Source organism: Plantactinospora sp. CNZ320 (assembly GCF_002846275.1).
The window spans coordinates 4889006-4908029 of sequence record NZ_PJMP01000001.1 but is presented as its reverse complement, the minus strand read 5'-3'; the positions used below and the strand labels follow the sequence as shown (position 1 = coordinate 4908029).

The window sequence follows — 19024 nt, the reverse complement described above, 5'->3', positions numbered from 1 at the left end:
TGCTGACGCTGGCGCACCGTCAACATATGCTGACGGCGTCCGCCTTCTCGTCGGCCGGATCGGCGCTGGGCCGCCCCGGCAGAAGGGCGCTGACGGCCACCAGGACGACGGTCGAGCCGGTCAGGAACCAGTACACGGCGTGGAAACCGGCCAGCCCTCGGCCGGCGGTGTCCAGGACGAGCGCGACGACGGCGACGCCGATCGAACCGCCGAGCTGGTTGAGCATGTAGAGCACGGAACTGCCCTGCGGCACCAACGGACCCGGCAGGGTGCGATACAGCGAGCCCATCGCGGGCGGGCCGACGAAACCCAACCCGACCCCGACGGCCAGGCCGGCGACGACCAACCAGACCTCGCCGGTCTCCGGACCGACCCAGGTGAAGGTGTACGAGGCCAGCGCCGCCACGCCTGCACCGACCAGCGCGAGGTTCCGGGACCCGATCCGGTCGCTGATCCGGCCGGCCAGTGGCGCGGCGACGGCGGAGCCCACGCCGAGTGGTGCGACCAGCAGCCCGGCCACCAGTGCACCGTGCCCGCCGGCCTGGAGGAAGTGCAGCGGCAGCACCACCAGGTTGGCGAACATCGCCATGCCGGTGAGCGCCATGACGGCAACGCTCGCCGCGAAGCCGCCACGCGTGAACAGCCCGAGATCGACGAGCGGCCGGGTACTGCGTGCGGCGTGCACCGCGTAGAGGGCGAGCAGGGCGACACCGACCACCAGCGGGACGAGTACCGGCCAGACGAGGAACTCGGCTCGGTCGGCGGTCTGGGAGAGCACCAGCAGCAGGCCGGCGAAGCCGGGACCGAGCAGCGCGACGCCGAGCACGTCGAGCCGTACCCCTGACTGCTCCGGCTCCGGCGGGTCGGCGGGCATGACCCGACGGGCGAGGACGATCGCGAGCCCGGCGAGCGGCACGCTGAGCAGGAACATCCACCGCCAGCCCATCCCCTGGAGTACGACACCGCCGACGACCGGCCCCAGCACCGGGCCGAGGGAGAGGACGGCGGCCATCAGTCCCATCACGCGTCCGGCTCGACGCGGGCCGGCGGCGCGCACCAGCAGGGTCAACACGAGCGGGTCGAGGATGCCGGCGCCGATGCCCTGGAGCACCCGGAACCCGATCAGGCTCTCGACGTTCCAGGCCAGCCCACAGCCGAGCGAGCCGAGCAGGAACAGTCCGAGGCCGACGAGCCACATCGGCCTGCCACCGAAGCGGTCCACCGCCCAGCCGGTGACCGGAATGGTCACCGTGACCGCGAGCAGGAAGCCGGTCGACACCCAGCCGACCGTGGCGAGCGAGGTGGTGAACTCGCCGGCCAACTGGTCGATCCCGACCGCGACCATCGTGCTGTTCAGGATGCCCAGTGCCCCGCCGAGCAGGATCACTCCGATCCGGCGTCGCAGTACGGGATCGAAGCGGTCGTCAGGTGTCGTCGTCATGTCCCCGTCCTCGTCCCTGTCCATGGCTAGACTCGCCGGTCTGGTTTTCCAGTCCAGCGAGTTCGCAGACTAGCACGACTGATTAACTAGACTCATCAGTCTGGTTGAGTGAACGGTGGTTATGCTGACGAGGTGCGTGCAGCAGGTGCCGCCGCCTCCGCGCGGGGCCGGATCGACAAGCGACAGGCGATCCTGGACGCCGCATTCACCGTCTTCGCCCGAGAGGGCTACGCGCATGCCGGGGTGGACGTCATCGCGGCCGAGGCGGGCGTGGCCAAGGCCACCGTCTACAGCCACTTCGGCGACAAGGAGACCCTGCTCCGCGAAGCCGTCGCGGCCTCCGCCGACCAGGCGCTGGCCGAGAACCTCGCCGCGGTCGAGAAACTCGTCGGAGTCGAAAACCTCGCTGCGGTCGGGAAGCCCGCCGAGGGCGGGAAGCCCGCCGCGGTCGGGAAGCTCGTCGACCGTGGCAGCGGGGAGCTGCCTGCCACGCTGGAAGCCGTCGGCCTCCGGCTGCTCCAGTGCTACTGCGACGACCGATCCTGGGCGTTACGCCGACTGCTCGCCGCAGAGATCAACCAGTTCCCCGAGCTGCTCGACATCATCCACACCCGGGCGGTCGACCGCGTCACCGAAGCCCTGGCCGACCGGCTCGCCCGGCTCACGGTCGCCGGGCACCTGCACACCCACGACCCGCTCCTGGCGGCGGAACAGTTCTTCGCCCTGCTGACGGGTCCGCTGGACAGGCGCGCCCGGCTCGGTACCCGGCCCGTGACCGTCGCCGAACTTCGCACCCTCGCCGGAGCCGCGGTGCACACATTCCTGCGGGCGTACGCCGCAAAGCCGACCGACGCGGCCTGATACCAGATCTTCGGCGCTAGGCCACCGGCGTCGTCCTGTCCGCCTCCGCCACGGTCTGCGCCAGCCGGGCGAGGGCGTGGGCCTCCCGACTGCCCTCCTCGGCACTGAACACGTGCAGCACCAGGCCGGTCACGCCGGGACCAACCGGCACCTGCATCGTCGTGTAGTCCAGGGTGAGCGGCCCGGCCACCGGATGCCGCAGGCGCTTACGTCCAGCCGTGCACATCGTCACCACGCCGGCAGCCCAGATCCGGCGGAAGTCGGCGCTGCGTGCGGACAACTCGGTGACGAGGGCGGTCAGATCCGGGTCATCGGGGTACCGCCCGGTAGCGACCCGCAGTTGCCCCACCGTCTCGGTGGCCCGGTCCTCCCATTCGGGGTAGAGGTCGCGGGCGGCTGGGTCGAGGAAGAGGTACCTGGCCTGGTTGGGGTCGCGGCGGCGCGGCTCGGCCAGACCGCCGAGCAGCTCGGCGCCCAGCCTGTTCCAGGCCACCACATCGAGCCGGTCGTTCACGGCGACCGCCGGAGAGCGGGTGAGATCGTCCAGGAGCCGCCAGATCAGGGGGGCGGCTTCGGCCCGCGGAGCCGGACCGCGTCGGGCGGTGGCCAGGGTGCCGAGGTGCTGCCGCTCCGCCGCGTCGAGGCCGAGCACTCGGGCCAGCGCGTCGAGGATCTCGGCGGACGGTTGACCGGCCCGGCCCTGTTCCAGGCGTACGTAGTAGTCCACGCTGATCCCGGCGAGTTGGGCCAGCTCCTCGCGGCGCAGCCCGGGTACCCGGCGGCGTCGCCCGGCGGTGAGCCCGACGTGCTCCGGTGCGACACGCTCCCGCCGGGCCCGCAGGAAGCCGCCGAGTCCCCACCGGACGCCTTCGACTGCCATGGACTCAAGTATGCGGCGGTCCAGGTGAGGCACCGAACACGCATGACGGTGGTACTGACAACACCAGGATCACCGTTCCTCCGGTTGAACCGGGTCCTGGTTACCCGGCCCGACCTGACGGAATCTGGCGGCATGACCGAAGCCAACGCCGCCGTTCGGCGGAAGATCCTCATCGTCAGCGCCCATCCCGACCCCCGTTCGTTGACCGCCGCGCTGACCGCCTTCGCGGTCGAGCGACTGCGCGCGGCCGGACACGAGGTCCAGGTCTCCGACCTCTACGCGATGAAGTGGAAGGCACAGGTGGACGCGGACGACTTCCTCGACTACCTGCCGGAGCGCCGACTGGACGTGCTGGCCGTGTCGGGGGAAGCCACCCTGGCGGGGCGCCTGTCGCCGGACATCGCCGCGGAGCAGGAGAAGCTGCGCTGGTCGGACGCGCTGATCCTGCAGTTCCCGATGTGGTGGTTCTCGGCGCCCGCCATCGTGAAGGGCTGGATCGACCGGGTCTTCACACTTGAGTTCGCCCACGGTCCGACGGTTCCACCCCCCTACAGCGAGGGCGCTCTGGCCGGGCGCCGCGCACTCGTGTCGGTGACAGCCGGCGCCCGGGAGACGGCGTTCACCGACCGGGGCATCCACGGACGGCTGGCAGACCTGCTCTTTCCGATCCAGCACGGCCTGTTCTGGTTCACCGGTATGACTCCGCTCGAGCCGTTCGCCGTGTACAGCTCGCTCAAGGTGTCCGACGAGCAGTTCGAGGCGGCGAAGCAGGCGTACGGGCGACGGCTCGACGGGCTCTTCACGGACGAGCCGGTCGCCTTCCGGTCACTCGTCGGCGGTGACTACGACCATGACATGCGACTACTGCCAGGGGTGAAGGTGGCGGGAACGGACGGACTGCACCTGCACCTGCGGCCGGCTGGCTGAGCGACGATCGTTTCCGGGGTCTGATCGGCCGCTTTCGGTGCGGGTGGCGTCAGCGGAGGGTGAGCTGGCGGCCGAGCAGGCCCTGCTTGGCCCGGCGGCCGGCGGCGTCCAGCGGGGCCGGCTCGGCGAGGGCGGCGGCGTACCGCTTCGCGAAGTCCGCCAGCGGAGCCTCCCAGGAGTCGGGTGCGGCGTCCCGGGGAAGGTCCCAGACGGGTACCAGTCGACCGTGTGCCCTGAACATCCCGGCGAACTTCGTCTGCGGGCCGAGCGGCAGCTCACCGGCGGCGGAGATCCGGGAGAGGGCGTTCAGCGCGGCGTCCTCGTCGTCGGGGAGTACCCAGCGGACGTGGCTCTTGTCGCTGACCTGGCACCAGTATGCGGCTGGCGCGGCACCGAGCCGGACAGTCGGGTAGATGGAGGCGTCGGCGCGCTCCAGCGACGCCTTGACGTTGGGATCGTCGGCCGCACCCGGATCGAGCCAGAACTCGAACCCGTCGTGCAGGGTGATGTCCAGCGGCCCGTCGACGATCACGTCCGGCAGCCGGGGTCCCTCACCGGGCAGCGCCGGCACCGAGACCGTACCCCCCGGCTCGGTGCGCAGCGCGCAGAGCAGCGCCTCGGCCAGGTCCCGGGAGACGTCGCCGGACTGCACGTGGCGCTGGAGGCCGATCATGACCCGGCCGTCCGCCTTGCTGATCGCGGGGGTGGCCATCGGCAGCACGGTGGCCAGGGTGACCTGGCGGTCGCCGTACTCCTCGATCAGGTGTGGCGCCAGGGTCAGCGGGGCCGAGGCCGCCGGCACCAGCTCCCGGAGCGCGATCCACTCCACCTCGTCGGTCAGCCCTTCGAAGGGGCGGGGTACGAAGATGTCCCGTACCTTCACCCGCTTGCCGGTCTGGTTCTCCCCGCTGGCGGAGCCGCTGGCGTCCGCGACCGCGGACCGGGAACTCTTTCGACGCTTGCCCACGGCGAGACAGCCTAGCCAACCGGATCGCCGGGGGCGCGCTCGGCGGGACTGCTCCGAGCGGCGGTACTGCGCTGTGTGGCTTCGGAGGGCCGGGTGGCGTCGGGGTGCCGGGCGGATTGCGTCGCCGACCGGGCCAGGCGGAGCAGCCCGGACCGTATCCGTTCTTCGCCGAGTTCCGGCAGGAGTGCGGCCACGTGCTCGGCGGCCAGGGCGGCGAGCAGGGCGTGTGCGGTGTGTTCGGGGTCGGGCGTACTGGCGAGCAGGATCGCGATGTGCCTGTGCCAGAACTGGTACGCGCCGATCCGGTACCGGGCGCCGGGTGTCGCGGTCTCCGACATCCGGACCAGAGCCAGGTGTTCCAGCAGGTAGTCGAGGTAGGCGTCGATGAACGCGGCGAGGCGTTCGCCGGGCGGTGCGCCGGGACCGAGGGGTGGTGGTCCGTGCAGGATCGCCTCCTGCAGCACCCGTTCCCGGGCGTCCAGGAGCGCGACGGCCAGCCCGGACTTGTCGCCGAACCGGCGGAACAGGGTGCCCTTTCCGACGCCGGCCGTGGCGGCCACCTGGTCCATGCTCACCGCGTCGACCCCGTGCTCGGCGAAGAGCCTCGCGGCGGCCTCCAGCACGGCCAACCGGTTGCGTGCCGCGTCCGCCCGCTCCTTCGGCGGCGGGGTGCGCAGAAGCTCCAGCGGGGTTGCATAACTGGACTGCGGTCCGTTAATCTCGTCCGACACAAGCGGACTATAGTCCAATTTCCTCCGGAGGTAGTGGCATGACCACACTCATCAGCCGCGACGAGCTGAAGGCGGCGCTCGACGCGGGCGGCGTCACAGTGCTGGACACCCTGGGCGGTGACTACTACGCCAAGCAGCACCTGCCCGGCGCCATCCCGCTGGTCCTGGCCGACGTCGACGCCCACGCTCCCGAGTTGCTGCCCGACCGCGCGGCGGCGATCGTCACCTACTGCTCCAACCCGGCGTGCCCCAACAGCGGACAGGTCGCCGACCGGCTCACCGCACTCGGCTACACAAACGTCCGCAAGTACCGGGAGGGAATCGAGGACTGGGCACAGGCCGGGCTTCCGACCGAGTCCGCCTGATCCGTTCCGCGCTTCCCGGCGACGCGGTTGGCCGACGGCGGTGCCGTCGGCCGGCCACGGGTCCGGCAGGTCGGACCGGAGGTAGCGCGCGGCGGCGAGGCGTTCAGCGCAGGTGAGCAGGCCGGCTACGCGCCGCCTCGGGGTGCGTCACGCGGTCATGTGTCGGGGCTGACCAACCCGGTCTGGTAGGCGATGACTGCTCCAGCCCGCGCATCTGGGTTATCTGGGTCGTGGCCTGAATTCCGTCCACTTTCGGCATACGGATGTCCATGAGGACGGCGTCGGGGCGGGCGGAGCGGGCCTGTTCGACGGCTTCGGCACCGTTGGTCGCTTCTCCGACCACGGTGATGTCCTCTTCGACGTCAAGCAGCAGTTTGAACCCGGATCGTACGAGCCCTTCGTCATCGGCGAGCAACACCCTGATCGGGGTGGCGGCCGACGGTGCCACGGATACCGTGTTCACAGGCTCGATCCGGTCGGTGCGAGGGGCAGCCGGGCGGTGATCTCGAACCCGCCACCCGGAGTCGGCTTGGCGTCGAACTCTCCGCCGAGCAGTTGACAGCGCTCGCGCATGCCCAGGATTCCGCGGCCGGCGTTGGTCGACGTCTTCGTGCCCTCGCCGCACGATCGGTTCGCGGAAGCGTGGCCGGATCCGGTGCGGCGGCCCTCGTCGGTCACGCGAATCTCCAGGGCGTCGATCCCAGGGGTGAGCGCGACCGTCACTTGGGTCGGGCCGACATGACGGATCACGTTGGTGATCGACTCCTGAAGAATTCGGTAGGCGGCACTACCCACCGCGCTCGGCAAGGGCGTCATGGGCGAGGTCGCTTCGAGCGTGACGTCCAGGCCGGCCTCGCGTGCCTTGGCGGTGAGTTCGTCGAGTTGCTCCAGGCCAGGGTGTGGCACGCGGCCGTCGTTGTCGTCCCGGAGCACGCCGAGGATGGCCCGCATCTCTCGCAACGCCCGGGAGCTGGTCTGCTCGATTGCTTGCAACGCTTCGCGTGCCCGTTCCGGGCGCTTGTCGAGCACGTGCGCGGTGACCCCGGCCTGTACGTTGATGATCGCGATGGCGTGCGCGACGGTGTCGTGGACTTCGCGGGCGATCCGGAGCCGCTCGGCGTCGACCCGCCGACGCGCTTCTTCCTCACGGGTCCGTTCGGCCAGTTCCGCACGCTCCTGAGCTTCGGCCGCGATGACCCGTCGGGACCGGACGGACTCGCCGAGAGCAGCGCCCATGATGGACACGCCGATGCGGAAGAACACCCAGCCGATGGTGGCGCGTGGCTGGTCGGCCGCCGCGAACAGCCAGCAGATGGAGAGCACTGTGGTACCCACACCGGCGATCACCAATGACCAGCGTCCGTCCCCGAGGGCGGCGAGGGTGTACAGGGCGACGAAGAGCCCGAGCCAGCCGGGCCCGTCGGGAAAGTCGAGACCGTAATACAACAAGCTGGCGAGGGCGGTGGTGACGAACACCGTCTTCGGCCACCGGCGGCGGACGGTGACAACCAGGCCACTCACCAGCAGCAGCGCGAATCCGAGGTTGCCGAAGTCGGTGAGCGGGCGCGGTGCCCCCTCGACGGCAACGCGGGCGACCGTGCCCTGCACCTGCATCACGGTGACGAAGAGTGAGAGCACCACGTCTTGTGTCACCATGCGCAGGCGCGCCGACACGGTGCGGTGTGCCATGTAGTGATCTTACTTTTTCCGTAGGGACAACGCTTCGCCCGAGCGCGCGCCCGGCTACACCGACAGTTGTAGCCGGGCATGGATCAGGTACGCCCAATCGCGTAGACGCCGCCGTCCGCTGTCGGAGGCCACGGCGGCCTTGTTGGCGCGACGATCGCGGTCATGAGCGTTCACCCCCACCCATCTCGAGGAGCGCGCCATGCGTAGAGTCGTCGCCGTCCTGGCGGCCCTGCAGGTGCTGGCCATCGGCGTACAGTTCTTCCTGGCCGCCAGCGGTGCGTTCGACACGGCACCAAACGACGAGTCCTTCCAGCCACATCGCATGCTGGGTGTCGGAATCGTTCTGATCGCGGTCCTGGTGACCATCGTCGCCGCGATCGCCCGGATGCCCGGCCGGCTCATCGGGATGAGCGGCCTGGTCGCCGGGCTCGTGGTTGTCCAGATCGTGATCGCGGTGATCGCCAAGGCGTTCGACGGCACCGGCGGCAGCACGACCGCCGGCGAGCTGGTCTTCGGTCTGCATGCCGTCAACGGTCTCGCCATCCTGCTGGTTGCCGGGAGGATCGTCCGCCAGGCCGGACAGCTGCCGGAGCAAGCCACGCGGGCGCCGCAGACGCCATGACAACCAGGCTGTGGATCATCCTGGACCACGTCGTCGTGCTGCTGAGCATCGCCACATGGTTCGCGACCGGCGTGACGATGGCGCTCCGACGCACCCGGCTGGCGCTCACCGTCGGGGTCGTGGCGATGCTCGTGACGCTAGCCCGGATGGTCACCGTGGCGATACTGGCCGGCCGGGGCTGGTGGTTCGTGCAGGAGAAGGTGCTGCTGGGGCTGCCGATGCTGGCGGTCGCCGGGACTGGCGCCGTACTGCTCGCCGGCCGGCCACTGCTCGCGGCGAGGCGGGGGCGAGGCGACGGTTGGTCGACCGGCGGCGTGGTCTCGGTACTCACCGCGGCGTACGCGGCGTTGGCCGGCTTTGTGGTGACCTTCTTGGTCGGATACCCGCTCACCCTGAGCGCAGCCCTGATCACGGTCTCGCTGGTGTGCGCCGGTGCGTTACTGACCGCGCGAGTTGTCGCGCCTTCCGTCGAGAACACCACCGATGCGAGCGCTGCGCCGGTGCCGGCGGATCGACGCGCGATCTCACGCCGCCGGTTCATCGGCTGGACCGGTGGCGCGGTCGTGGTGACTGCGGCCGGTGCCGGCACCGGGCTGTCATTCCTACCCACAGAAACGGTGACCAGGGGAGGCGGACCCGGACCCTCGTTCCGAGCGCCCATTTCAGTGGCCGACCTGCGCGGCTCCAGCACACCCGCACCCGGTGGCACCGCGCGGCGGCACGTGCTCAACGCGAAGAAGGCCACCGTACGGCTTCCGTCCGGACGAGAGATCGACGCGTGGACCTACAACGGCGAGGTACCGGGTCCGGCGATCACGGCGGCCCAGGGTGACCTGATCGAGGTGCGGCTGCACAACGTCGACATCGAGGACGGGGTGACCCTGCACTGGCACGGCTACGACGTGCCGTGCGGCGAGGACGGCGCGCCGGGCGTGACCCAGCCGACCGTGGGACCCGGTGCGGAGTTCGTGTACCGGTTCCGCGCCGACCAGGTGGGCACCTACTGGTATCACACCCATCACGCGTCCCACGTCGGAGTGCGCAAGGGGTTGTACGGAACCCTCGTCGTGGCACCGCGCGACGAACGTCGAGCCGACGAGCAGGCCACGGCGGAGTGGGTGGACCTGACCCTCCCGGTGCACACCTTCGACGGTGTCGTCGTGATCCTCGGCAGAGACGGCCAGGCTGAACACCCCGCCACACCCGGTACGCCCGTGCGGCTGCGATTGATCAACACCGACTCGGATCCGCACCGGATCGTTCTCGTCGGAACCCGATTCCGGCTGGTGGCCGTTGACGGCCGAGACCTCAACGAACCCGGTGAGGTCGGCGATGTCGGGCTCCACCTGCCCGCGGGCGGACGATACGACCTGGTGTTCCGTATGCCGGAGACGCCCGTGGCACTAGTTGTCGACGGCGATCGTGATGGCGGAGTGCGCCTGCGCCCGTATGGTGACGCCCGCGGTGAGACGCCCGTCGAGGACACGTCCGACCTGCCGGAACTCGATCTGCTGCGGTACGGAGCTCCGGCCGCCGTGCCCTTCGACGCCCGCAACGCCGACCGGCACTTCACCATGGTTCTCGACCGCGGAGTCGCGATGGTCGACGGTCGACCGGCGTTCGCGCAGACGGTCAACGGTCGAGGCCATCCCAGCATCCCCGACCAACTCGTCACCGAAGGCGACATCGTCCGGTTCACCGTCGTCAATCGAAGCCTGGAAACGCACCCCTGGCACCTGCACGGCCATCCCGTTCTGGTGCTCTCCCGGGACGGGGCGCCGTCGACTGGCAGTCCGCTGTGGATGGACACGTTCGACGTTCGACCGGGCGAGACGTGGGAGGTCGCATTCCGTGCCACGAACCCCGGAATCTGGATGAACCACTGCCACAATCTGCCCCACGCGCATCAGGGCATGATGCTGCGACTCCGCTACGACGGCGTCACGACACCGTTCGACGGTGCGCACTCAGCGAGCCCGGGTCATGGCCACTGACCAGGTCCGCACCGGGGATGCCGTCCCTCTCCACCGCTGACCTGGCGGTCATCGACACGGCGCTGGAATACCTCGCCGAGTCGGTAGTTCTCGGTCGGCTGCCGAAACGCTCCATGCGACAGCGCACCTCTGCTGACGCGCATCTTTGACGCCGGAATGAACGAGTCGAGGAGTAGTTGATGACAATAGAGAAAGCCCGTACGGATGGAGTTCTGGCCGGACTGGCCCGGTTCTGTTACCGGCGCCGTCGCCTGGTCCTGCTGGCCTGGATCGTCGGCGTCGTCGCAGTGTCGTTCCTTGGCTTCAGATTCGGAGCCGCCCCCGACAACGATTACTCCGGTGGAGACTCCGATTCCGCCAGGGCGCAGGTTCTGATCGAGAGACATTTCCCCGAGCAGCGGGGGGACACCCTGACCCTCGCGATCAAGGCAGAGCGGGGGATCGACGACGCCGCCGCCCGGCAGAAGATCGAGAAGATCATCGCTGATCTGGACGCCTCACCCATCACCGGACCGGTGATCTCGCCCTATCAGGACGAGAGTCTGGTGACGGAGGATCGTCGTATCGCCCGTACGACCATCCCGCTGACCGAGAAGAATGTGGAGAAGACCAAGGTCAAGCCACTGGTGGACGCGGTCAAGGACGCTTCCGGCGACGGCGTGACGCTGGGGCTGGGCGGAGAGCGGGCGGAGAAGGCGGAGACGCCCCCGCAGGGCCCGGCCGAGGGTGTGGGCCTGCTGACGGCAGCGGTGATCTTGTTCATAGCCTTTGGATCGCTGGTGGCGATGGGCCTGCCGATCGTTACCGCGCTGCTGGCGGTCCTCGGCGGTGTCGCCCTGATGAAGCTGGTGGCGCACCTGGCCCCCTCGCCCGACTTCACGGTGCTCGTCGCCGTGATGATCGGGCTCGGTGTCGGCATCGACTACGCGCTGTTCATCCTGACTCGCTACAAGGACAGCCTGCAGGAGGGCGACGACTTCGAGAGCGCTACGGTCAAGGCCATCACCACCGCCGGTCACGCGGTGCTGTTCGCCGGCATCACCGTGATGATCGCGCTGTTGGGCCTGATCGTCATGGGGCAGAAGATGATGACCGGCGTGGCCATCGGTGCTTCGGTGACGGTGCTGGTGACGATGATCGCCGCCGTGACCCTGCTGCCGGCGTTCCTGGGCTTTGCCGGCAACAAGATCCACTCGCTGCGTACGCCCCGTCGCACGCCCCTCGGGCACTCGACCGACGGCATACCGGCCAGGGAACGTCGTACGCTCGCCGAGCGCTGGGCCGGTGTGGTCCAGCGCCGGCCGCTGATCGCCGCGGTTCTGGCGGGCGCCATCCTGCTGGCGCTGGCCGCTCCGGCGCTGTCGATGCGGCTGAGCCTGCCCGACGCCAGCGTCCAGCCCCACGACCGGAGCAGCTACACCTCGTACCAGATCCTCTCCGAGGGCTTCGGCCCCGGTTACGGCGCACCTCTGATCTTCGCCACCGAGGTCGACTCCACAGGGGCCGAGCTGAGTTCCGTCGTCGAGGCGGTCCGGCAGACCGAGGGCATTGCCTACGCCACGCCGCCTCGGTTCAGCCAGGACGGGCAAGCTGCCGTCTTCATGGCCTTCCCCGAGACCGGCGCACAGGAGGAGGCGACCGCCGCCCTGGTGCACGAGCTTCGCGACAACGTGCTGTCCCGAGCGGCCGGAGGGCAGGAGGTCTACGTCGGCGGCCCGAACGCCGGTGGGATCGACCTCGCCGAGGACACCAGCTCGCGGCTGCCGTTGATGATCACGGTCGTACTCGCGCTGTCCCTGCTGCTGCTGGTCGTGCTGGTTCGGTCGGTCACGATCGCGCTGCAGGCCGCCGTGATGAACCTGCTGTCGATCGGGGCCGCCTACGGCGTGCTGGTCGCCATCGTGCAGTGGGGCTGGCTCGGTTCGTTCCTCGGGTTCCCCACCGAGATGCCGATCACGACCTGGGTGCCGATGATGATGTTCCCGGTTCTGTTCGGCCTGTCGATGGACTACGAGGTCTTCCTGATTTCGCGAATCCGCGAGGAGTACGAGCGCACCGGCGACACCCGCAGGGCCGTCACCCACGGTCTGGCCCGGACCGCCAAGGTCATCACCGCCGCCGCGGCCATCATGATCGCCATCTTCACGACCGCGCTGCTCGGTCCCGACGTCTCGATCAAGCAGATCGGTCTGGGCATGGCCATCGCGGTGTTCATCGATGCCACAATCATTCGGATGATTCTCGTGCCTGCGGTGATGGAACTGTTCGGCAAGGCCAACTGGTGGATGCCCGGACGCCGGGCCCCGAAGGCGACGGCGGTCATACCGCCCAGGGTCAGCGAAGAGGCCAGCGTCTGACGCTTCCTCGCGTCGAGGTGCGGGAACCCGGTGGCGGGGTTCCCGCACCTTCGCCTAAGCGCCCTTGACCCGGGTGACGACGACCCGCCGCACCAACCCACGCTGTTTGCGGTAGTCGGACGACCGCGATGGCGGTAAGCGGTGCCCGGCTGTGGCGAGGCAGAACCTCACCGGACGGTGAGGGCGTGCCGGACCGGATGCACCAGCCGGGCCCAGACGCTCTGCCCCAGCCCGTCCCGCTCGACTCCCCAGTCGGCGGCGAGCGCGGCCACCAGGAAGAGCCCGCGACCGTCCGCCGCATCCGGCCCGACCTGCCGGACCCGGGGCGGGCCGACGGCACCACCGTCGGTCACCCGGATCTCCACGGTCTGTGCGGTCGGGGCGGTACGCAGCAGCCAGGTGAGTCGGATCATCCCGCCGGGCAGCGGCGGGGCGTGCCGTACGGCGTTGCCGAGCAGTTCCGCCGCCACCATCTCCGCGTCGGCGAGCAGGGCCGCCGGGACCGTACCGTCGAGTTCGGCGCCGAGCCGGTGCCGGGCGGTACGGGCACCCTCGGCGTGCTGCGGAACCAGCAGGCACCACGACCGTTCGGTCGAGACGCTCGAAACGCTCGACACTCCAGGTGCCTCCTCGACGGACCGACGGACTCCAGGTGCCTTCTCGACAGGCCACCCGGGTACGGCCCCGCCGGGCGTACTCGGGTCAGCCTCGGGGCAGCCGCACCTCTGCGACCGTACCGCCCCCGTCGCGTGGACGGAGCGAAACCCAGCCATTCTGTCGCTCGACGATTCGGCGCACGAGATAGAGGCCCAGCCCAGCGCCGGGATAGCGGCGTCGGTCACCCGACTCTCCCTGCCAGAACCGTTCGAATGCGCGCTCGACATGCTCGGGACGTACCCCGATTCCCCGGTCGCTCACCCGGAACGCCACCGTTCGCCGGTCGGCCTCCGCGGTGAGCAGCACCGGCGAGCCGTCCGGTGAGTACTTGCCGGCGTTCGTGGTCAGCTCGGTGAGTACCGTCGCCAGGCTGGCCCGGTCGCCGAGCGCCTTCGGCAGGTTCTCCGGAAGCTGTATGTCCAGCCGGTGGCGCAGCTCGGCGGGGAGGTCGGCGGCGGCGGCCCGGAGCGCGTCGAGCAGGTCGAAGGGGACCGGCGGGGCGCCGCCGACCGAGCCGGCGTCGTTCGTGGTGGCGAGCAGCCGGTCCACGAGTCGAGCCAGTTCACCGGCGCGTTGGCCGATCACGCCGGCCGCCTGCCGCCGGTCGGAGTCGGAGAGCGACTCCCAGTGCGTACCGAGCGTGTCGGCGTACCCCTTGATCACCGTGACCGGGGTACGGAGTTCGTGGCTGGTCACCGCCACGAAGAGGTCCCGGTCGTGGTCGCGGATCTGCTGGTCGCTGCTGTCCCGGAAGGTGACCACCCGGGAGGCGGCCGCACCCGGCAGGTCACCAGAAGTGATCTTGAGCCACTGCCCGTCCGGCAGCCGGTGGTCGAGCACCTGCCCCGGCGGCGGCACCGGAAACGGCAGCGGACGGTCGAGCAGTTCGGCGGCACGCAGCCCGGTGACCTTCTCGGCGGCCGGGTTCCAGAGCTGGACGGTGCCGTCCCGGGTGACGATCGCCAGCCCGTCGGCAAGCGCCGCGACCACCGTGCCGTCGCCGTGCACCGGCAGGCCGGCCTGGTCGCCGTACATGTGCGCGGCGGTGGCGGCCAGGAAGCCGAGTATCGAGTGGTGCTCGGGGTCGGCGGGGCGCTCGGGGTCCGGGTAGAGGGCGTAGAGGTTGCCGATCGCCAGCCCGCCGATCTCGACCCGGGCGGCGAGCATGTGTCGCAGGCCGCGCACGTCCAACTCCTCGGCCAGGTCCGCCGGGAGGATGTCGACGCTCATCGCGCGCACCCCCGGGCCGCAGAGCAGCTCGTCGGCGGGCTCGTCGAGGATCGGGATCGGCCGGCCGACCGCCCAGTCCAGCTCCCCGTGGCCGGAGACCACCCGGCCGCCGCTCGGACCGAACTCGACGAAGGCGACCCCGGGTGCCCGGAGCGCCCGGCCGGCGACCCGCAGCAGTCGGTTGAGCACCGGAAGACCCACCTCGCCCGCGTTCAGCATCTCCATCACCTCGGCGTGGCCGGCGATGAGGCAGGGGTAATCGGGGTGTTCCGGCATGCTCCGAGTCTGCCCGTTCGGCGGGTCTTTCGGCAGTACCGCCACCGCCGGCGCACGCCGGCCCAGGCCCGGCGCTGCGCCTCGTCCGGCCCAGACCCGGCGCGGTTCAGCGGGTCAGCCGGTCGAGGACCATGGCGGGCCGGTCGGTGATGATGCCGTCCACGCCGTAGGAGAGCGCCAGGTCCAGCGCGGGGGCATCGTTCACCGTCCAGACGTAGACCCGGTTGCCGGCCCGGTGCAGCGCGGGTACGAGCTGTGGACGGGTGCGGAGCAGCTTGAGGCTCGGACCGGCGATCCGGGCGCCGAACGGCAGCCGCCCCCGGCGCAGCCCGGGAGGCGCCATCTCCAGCAGCAGTACCGTCGAGAGCCGGGGCGCCAGCCGGCGGATCTGGCGTACGGCCAGCGGGGAGAAGGACATCACGGTGACCCGTACCGGATCGTCCGGGCGGGGGTCGGCCAGCCCGTGCCGGTCCAGCAGCGCGGTCAGCCGGCGCTCGACGCCGGAGCCGTACCGGGCGGGATGTTTCGTCTCGATCAGCAGCTCGACCTCGCGGTCGGCGGCGCGTACCGCCCGGAGCAGGGCGTCGAGGGTGAGCAGCCGGGTCCGTTCCGGCGCGGGCGGCAGGTCGTCGTCGGGTGCCGCCCCGCGATGCCACGAACCGTAGTCGAGCCGTTCCAGCTCGGCCAGCGTGTACGCCCCGACCGGTCCCCGGCCGTTACTGGTCCGTTCCAGCCGCCGGTCGTGTACGCAGACCAGGTGCCCGTCCCGGCTGAGCCGTACGTCGCACTCCAGCCCGTCCGCGCCCTCGGCCAACGCCTGGAGGTACGCCGCCAGCGTGTGCTCCGGCATCGTGGCGGAGGAGCCGCGGTGCGCGAACACCAGTGGCCGCCTCCGCAGCTCCGGCACCCCGCCCACCGGCTGCTCCGGCACCCCGCCGACCGGCTGCTGCCGCACCGCGTCGACCGGCTGCCGGCGCGGGGCTGGGGAACCCGGCTCGCTCCTCGCGCTCATGGCTGCCGACCGGGCGCTAGATGACCCGGGCCGGCTGCCCGTCCTCGCTGGCCAGCGGGCGGCCGGCGGCGGCCCACTGGCGCATGCCGCCGTCGAGGTTGCGGACGTTGTCCCAGCCGTTGCTCATCAGGTAGCCGACCACCTGGCCGGAGCGGCCACCGGAGCGGCAGACCACCACCACGTCGGCGTCGGTCGGGATCTCGGACATCCGCGCCGGCACCTCCATCATCGGCAGGTGGTGGGCGTCGGGCGCGTGCCCGGCCGCCCACTCGTCCGGCTCCCGTACGTCGAGCAGGTAGGCGTCGGCGGGTACCTCGGCGGCGGTCACTGAGGGAATGTTGGCTGCGAACACGGTTCCCAAGGGTAGAGCCTGCTCGGCACCTCGGCGGAATCTACAGCCGGTTGACCCATTTCGGGTTCAGTCGTACCCAGTTGTCCAGGTCTGCGGTGTGCATCGCGTCGAACAGGGTGTTCGCGGGCTCCTCCAGCAGGACGTACGACACCTCGTCGATCGTCTCGGCGTGGGAGGGGAGCTGGATCCCGCGCAGCGCGTCGGAACGGATCCGGCGCAGGCCGAAGATCAGATCTTCCAGCGGTACGCCGTTCGTGTCGACAGTGAACGACGAGCCGACGGCCCGGATCACCTGATCCAGCCGGAGCGGGTTGCGCAGCATGTCCGTGGTGGTGGCCTTGTCCATCATCGCCCGCAGCAGTTGCTGCTGGTGCCGCTGCCGGTCGAAGTCGCCGTTCGGCAGGTCGTACCGCTGGCGGGCGTAGTCCAGCGCCAGGGCTCCGCTCATCTGGTGGCAGCCGGCCTCGAAGACGTGCCGGGTGTGTATCGACCGGACCGGGGTGTCGACACACATCCGTACCCCGCCCAGCAGGTCGATGGCGCGCTGGAATCCGGCGAAGTTGACCAGGGCGGCGCCGTCGAACCGGATTCCGGTGAGCCGGCTGAGGGTGGCGGAGAGCAGCCGGGTGCCGCCCTGGCCGCCGCCGCCGTACTGGAACGCGGAGTTGATTTTGTCGGAGCCGCCGGGCCAGCCGCTGGCCGGGGCGGGCGGGATCTCGACGAGCAGGTCCCTGGGTACCGAGATCAGGTAGGCCCGGTCCAGCCCGGCCGGCAGGTGGGCGATCATGATCGTGTCCGACCGCTGGTCGGTGCCGGGGTCGGCCGTGGGGCGCTCGTCGGAGCCGACCAGCAGATAGTTGAGCGGGCCGGCGACGGCGCCCCGGTCTCCCCTGGCGGCCGGGTCGAGGAGCAGTTGCTTGACCACGCTGTTGTCGTAGCGGTTGGCCAGCATGTGCAGCCCGGCGCCACCGGCTCCGGAGACGAGCAGCAGGACCAGGCCGAGCCCGAGCGCCACCTTCGCCCAGACCGGCGCCTTGCGGCGGTGCCGGGACCACCAGACGGAGGCCGGTCCACCGGTACGCCCGGTGCCGTAGACGCGTCCTGGCCGCCCGGGTTGGCCCGGGACCGCCCGCTTGGGTGTGAACGTGACCCCTCCCCGGACCGGCTGAGTGAAGCTTTCTCACCCAGGCTAGGGGCCCGGTTTGAGCGTCTAGTGGCTTTTGGGATTTTCGTTGGCGAGCAGCCCCGCGCGGCGGCTACTTGCTCGGGGCGAGCACGGTCGGATTGTTGATGATGAAGTCGTCCAGTCTGTCGTTCTTGACCGCGGCGAACATCTGTTGACTGATCGGCTTGAGCGTCTCCCGGCCGCTGCCGTTGCCGGCGAAGTTGCCGTCGTTGGTACGCAGCAGCACCAGGTCGTTGGCGGCCACGCCCCGCATCGTGAAGATGAAGTCGGCGATCGGGGTTCTGCCGGTGTCCAGGATCAGCGCCTCGCCGGCCGCCTTCATCAACTGGTTCAGCTTGCCGATGTCGGTCATCACGCCGTCGCTCATGGCCTTCTTGGCCATCGCCTTGATCAGTTGCTGCTGGTTCTGCTGGCGGTCGTAGTCGCCGTGGGTGAGGCCGTAGCGCTGCCGGGAGTAGTCCAGCGCCTCCCAGCCCTCCATCTGCCGGCAGCCCTTCTTGTGCACCACCGGCTTCTTGACCCCGCTGACCTTGTCGGCCTCGTGGTTCCACATCGGCTTGCCGTCGACCAACTTCATGTGGTGCGACTTGACCTCCTGACGCACACACATCGGGATGGTGCCGAGGGCGTCGATGATCTTCTTGAAACCGCTGAAGTTGATGATCGCGGCGCCGTCGAAGCTGATCCCGGTCAGCTTGTTGACCGTCAGCGCCATCAACTGCGCACCGCCGGCCAGCCCGCCGCCGTTCTGCGCGCCGTGGTAGAACGCCTCGGTCGCCTTGGCGGTACCGCCGCCGTAGTTGCTCTTCTTGAACGCCGGCACCTGCACCTCGGTGTCGCGCGGGATGGAGAGCAGGTACGCCTGGTCGTGGGTGGCCGGGATGTGCAGCACGATGATGGTGTCGGCCCGGACGTTGTCGGCCTCCAGTCGGGCCCGCGCGTCGATGCCGAGCAGCAGCAGGTCGATCGGGCCCTCGAGGTCCTTGCCGCCCTCGGCGTCGGACTTGCTCGCGGCGCCGAGCAGGTTCTCCTGCTGGATGGTGCTGGTCGCCTGGTTGATCGCGGTCTGCATGCCGACGATGGCAACCCCGCTGGAGAGCATCAGCACGGCGCCGAAGACCAGCGTGAGGCGAGCCCAGAGCGGAGTCTTCCGGCGCCGGGCTTTCTTCCCCTTGCCCTTGCTCCCCTTGCCCGTCGGCCCGTTGCCCTTCCTGCCGTCGGTGCCGTTCGGCGCCTCCGCCCACTCGTCGAGCGGCGCTGCGACCGCTGCGGTCGCGCGGGAAGGTGGAACCGTCGAGGGGGGCCGTGGGGGACGTCGGCGGGATTGCACCGGCATGCCTGCTCCAGTGTCGGGGGTGCGGACGGGACGCGTGACATGATGCGGACACCCGCCAGTCGCCCCGAATTCAACTACGGTACCTGCTCCTGTTCAGGTACGGGTACGCGTGCGGATCGGTTCAACCGCCGGCGTGCGCGG

The 19024-nt window shown here is 70.1% G+C and carries 17 protein-coding genes and 1 pseudogene; 6 read left to right on the top strand and 12 right to left on the bottom strand.

The genetic code is table 11. The features are described from left to right. Positions 1 to 19: 19 nt before the first annotated feature. A complete protein-coding gene (locus CLT71_RS21840; protein ID WP_101371672.1) occupies positions 20 to 1441 on the bottom strand; it encodes a DHA2 family efflux MFS transporter permease subunit in 1422 nt (473 codons plus the stop codon). 132 nt (positions 1442 to 1573) lie between these two features. On the opposite strand from CLT71_RS21840, the gene CLT71_RS21835 reads away from it, so the two are divergent. After that, positions 1574 to 2302, top strand: a complete 729-nt coding sequence (locus CLT71_RS21835; RefSeq protein ID WP_101368742.1) for a TetR/AcrR family transcriptional regulator — start codon at positions 1574 to 1576, stop codon at positions 2300 to 2302. A 16-nt stretch (positions 2303 to 2318) separates the two neighbouring features. Here the strand turns inward: CLT71_RS21835 and CLT71_RS21830 are convergent, their stop codons facing one another. Next, positions 2319 to 3182, bottom strand: a complete 864-nt coding sequence (locus CLT71_RS21830) for an MmyB family transcriptional regulator (RefSeq protein WP_101368741.1) — start codon at positions 3180 to 3182, stop codon at positions 2319 to 2321. Positions 3183 to 3314: 132 nt separating this feature from the next. Between CLT71_RS21830 and CLT71_RS21825 the strand changes: the two genes are divergently transcribed. After that, a complete protein-coding gene (locus CLT71_RS21825; protein ID WP_101368740.1) occupies positions 3315 to 4109 on the top strand; it encodes an NAD(P)H-dependent oxidoreductase in 795 nt (264 codons plus the stop codon). Between the two features lie 49 nt (positions 4110 to 4158). Here the strand turns inward: CLT71_RS21825 and CLT71_RS21820 are convergent, their stop codons facing one another. Beyond that, on the bottom strand, positions 4159 to 5076 hold the full coding sequence (locus CLT71_RS21820; RefSeq protein ID WP_486483386.1) for a DUF5926 family protein: 918 nt from the start codon (positions 5074 to 5076) through the stop codon (positions 4159 to 4161). An 11-nt stretch (positions 5077 to 5087) separates the two neighbouring features. Beyond that, positions 5088 to 5807 (bottom strand): TetR/AcrR family transcriptional regulator, encoded by a 720-nt coding sequence (locus CLT71_RS21815; RefSeq protein ID WP_486483385.1) that lies wholly within the window; start codon positions 5805 to 5807, stop codon positions 5088 to 5090. Positions 5808 to 5845: 38 nt separating this feature from the next. Between CLT71_RS21815 and CLT71_RS21810 the strand changes: the two genes are divergently transcribed. Then, entirely contained in the window at positions 5846 to 6172 is a 327-nt protein-coding gene (locus CLT71_RS21810; RefSeq protein ID WP_101368739.1) for a rhodanese-like domain-containing protein, read from the top strand. 220 nt (positions 6173 to 6392) lie between these two features. Here CLT71_RS21810 and CLT71_RS21805 read toward each other — a convergent pair. Both CLT71_RS21805 and CLT71_RS21800 read right to left on the bottom strand, forming a co-directional pair. Beyond that, positions 6393 to 6620, bottom strand: a pseudogene (locus CLT71_RS21805) (response regulator); the annotation flags it as partial. Positions 6621 to 6631: 11 nt separating this feature from the next. Beyond that, complete coding sequence (locus CLT71_RS21800; protein WP_101368738.1) at positions 6632 to 7861, bottom strand: sensor histidine kinase; 1230 nt, start codon at positions 7859 to 7861, stop codon at positions 6632 to 6634. Positions 7862 to 8096: 235 nt separating this feature from the next. Between CLT71_RS21800 and CLT71_RS21795 the strand changes: the two genes are divergently transcribed. The 3 genes from CLT71_RS21795 (at position 8097) to CLT71_RS21785 (ending at position 12834) form a co-directional block, all read left to right on the top strand. Next, the gene (locus tag CLT71_RS21795; RefSeq protein WP_486483384.1) at positions 8097 to 8483 is read left to right on the top strand and encodes a DUF6220 domain-containing protein; all 387 of its coding nucleotides are present in this window, start codon (positions 8097 to 8099) and stop codon (positions 8481 to 8483) included. 218 nt (positions 8484 to 8701) lie between these two features. After that, a complete protein-coding gene (locus CLT71_RS21790; protein ID WP_486483383.1) occupies positions 8702 to 10477 on the top strand; it encodes a multicopper oxidase family protein in 1776 nt (591 codons plus the stop codon). Between the two features lie 179 nt (positions 10478 to 10656). Further along, positions 10657 to 12834: an MMPL family transporter gene (locus tag CLT71_RS21785; protein WP_101368735.1), complete on the top strand. Its 2178-nt coding sequence runs from the start codon at positions 10657 to 10659 to the stop codon at positions 12832 to 12834. Between the two features lie 167 nt (positions 12835 to 13001). Here the strand turns inward: CLT71_RS21785 and CLT71_RS21780 are convergent, their stop codons facing one another. From CLT71_RS21780 to CLT71_RS21755, 6 genes are all read right to left on the bottom strand, one after another. Next, positions 13002 to 13409, bottom strand: a complete 408-nt coding sequence (locus CLT71_RS21780) for an ATP-binding protein (protein WP_199187938.1) — start codon at positions 13407 to 13409, stop codon at positions 13002 to 13004. A gap of 127 nt (positions 13410 to 13536) precedes the next feature. Further along, complete coding sequence (locus CLT71_RS21775) at positions 13537 to 14997, bottom strand: PAS domain-containing sensor histidine kinase (RefSeq protein ID WP_101368733.1); 1461 nt, start codon at positions 14995 to 14997, stop codon at positions 13537 to 13539. 106 nt (positions 14998 to 15103) lie between these two features. Then, entirely contained in the window at positions 15104 to 16009 is a 906-nt protein-coding gene (locus tag CLT71_RS21770; protein WP_101368732.1) for a glycerophosphodiester phosphodiesterase family protein, read from the bottom strand. 16 nt (positions 16010 to 16025) lie between these two features. Then, on the bottom strand, positions 16026 to 16361 hold the full coding sequence (locus CLT71_RS21765; protein WP_101368731.1) for a rhodanese-like domain-containing protein: 336 nt from the start codon (positions 16359 to 16361) through the stop codon (positions 16026 to 16028). A gap of 40 nt (positions 16362 to 16401) precedes the next feature. Next, positions 16402 to 17376: an LCP family protein gene (locus CLT71_RS21760; RefSeq protein ID WP_486483382.1), complete on the bottom strand. Its 975-nt coding sequence runs from the start codon at positions 17374 to 17376 to the stop codon at positions 16402 to 16404. A gap of 241 nt (positions 17377 to 17617) precedes the next feature. Beyond that, the gene (locus CLT71_RS21755; RefSeq protein ID WP_101368730.1) at positions 17618 to 18883 is read right to left on the bottom strand and encodes an LCP family glycopolymer transferase; all 1266 of its coding nucleotides are present in this window, start codon (positions 18881 to 18883) and stop codon (positions 17618 to 17620) included. Positions 18884 to 19024: the final 141 nt, after the last annotated feature.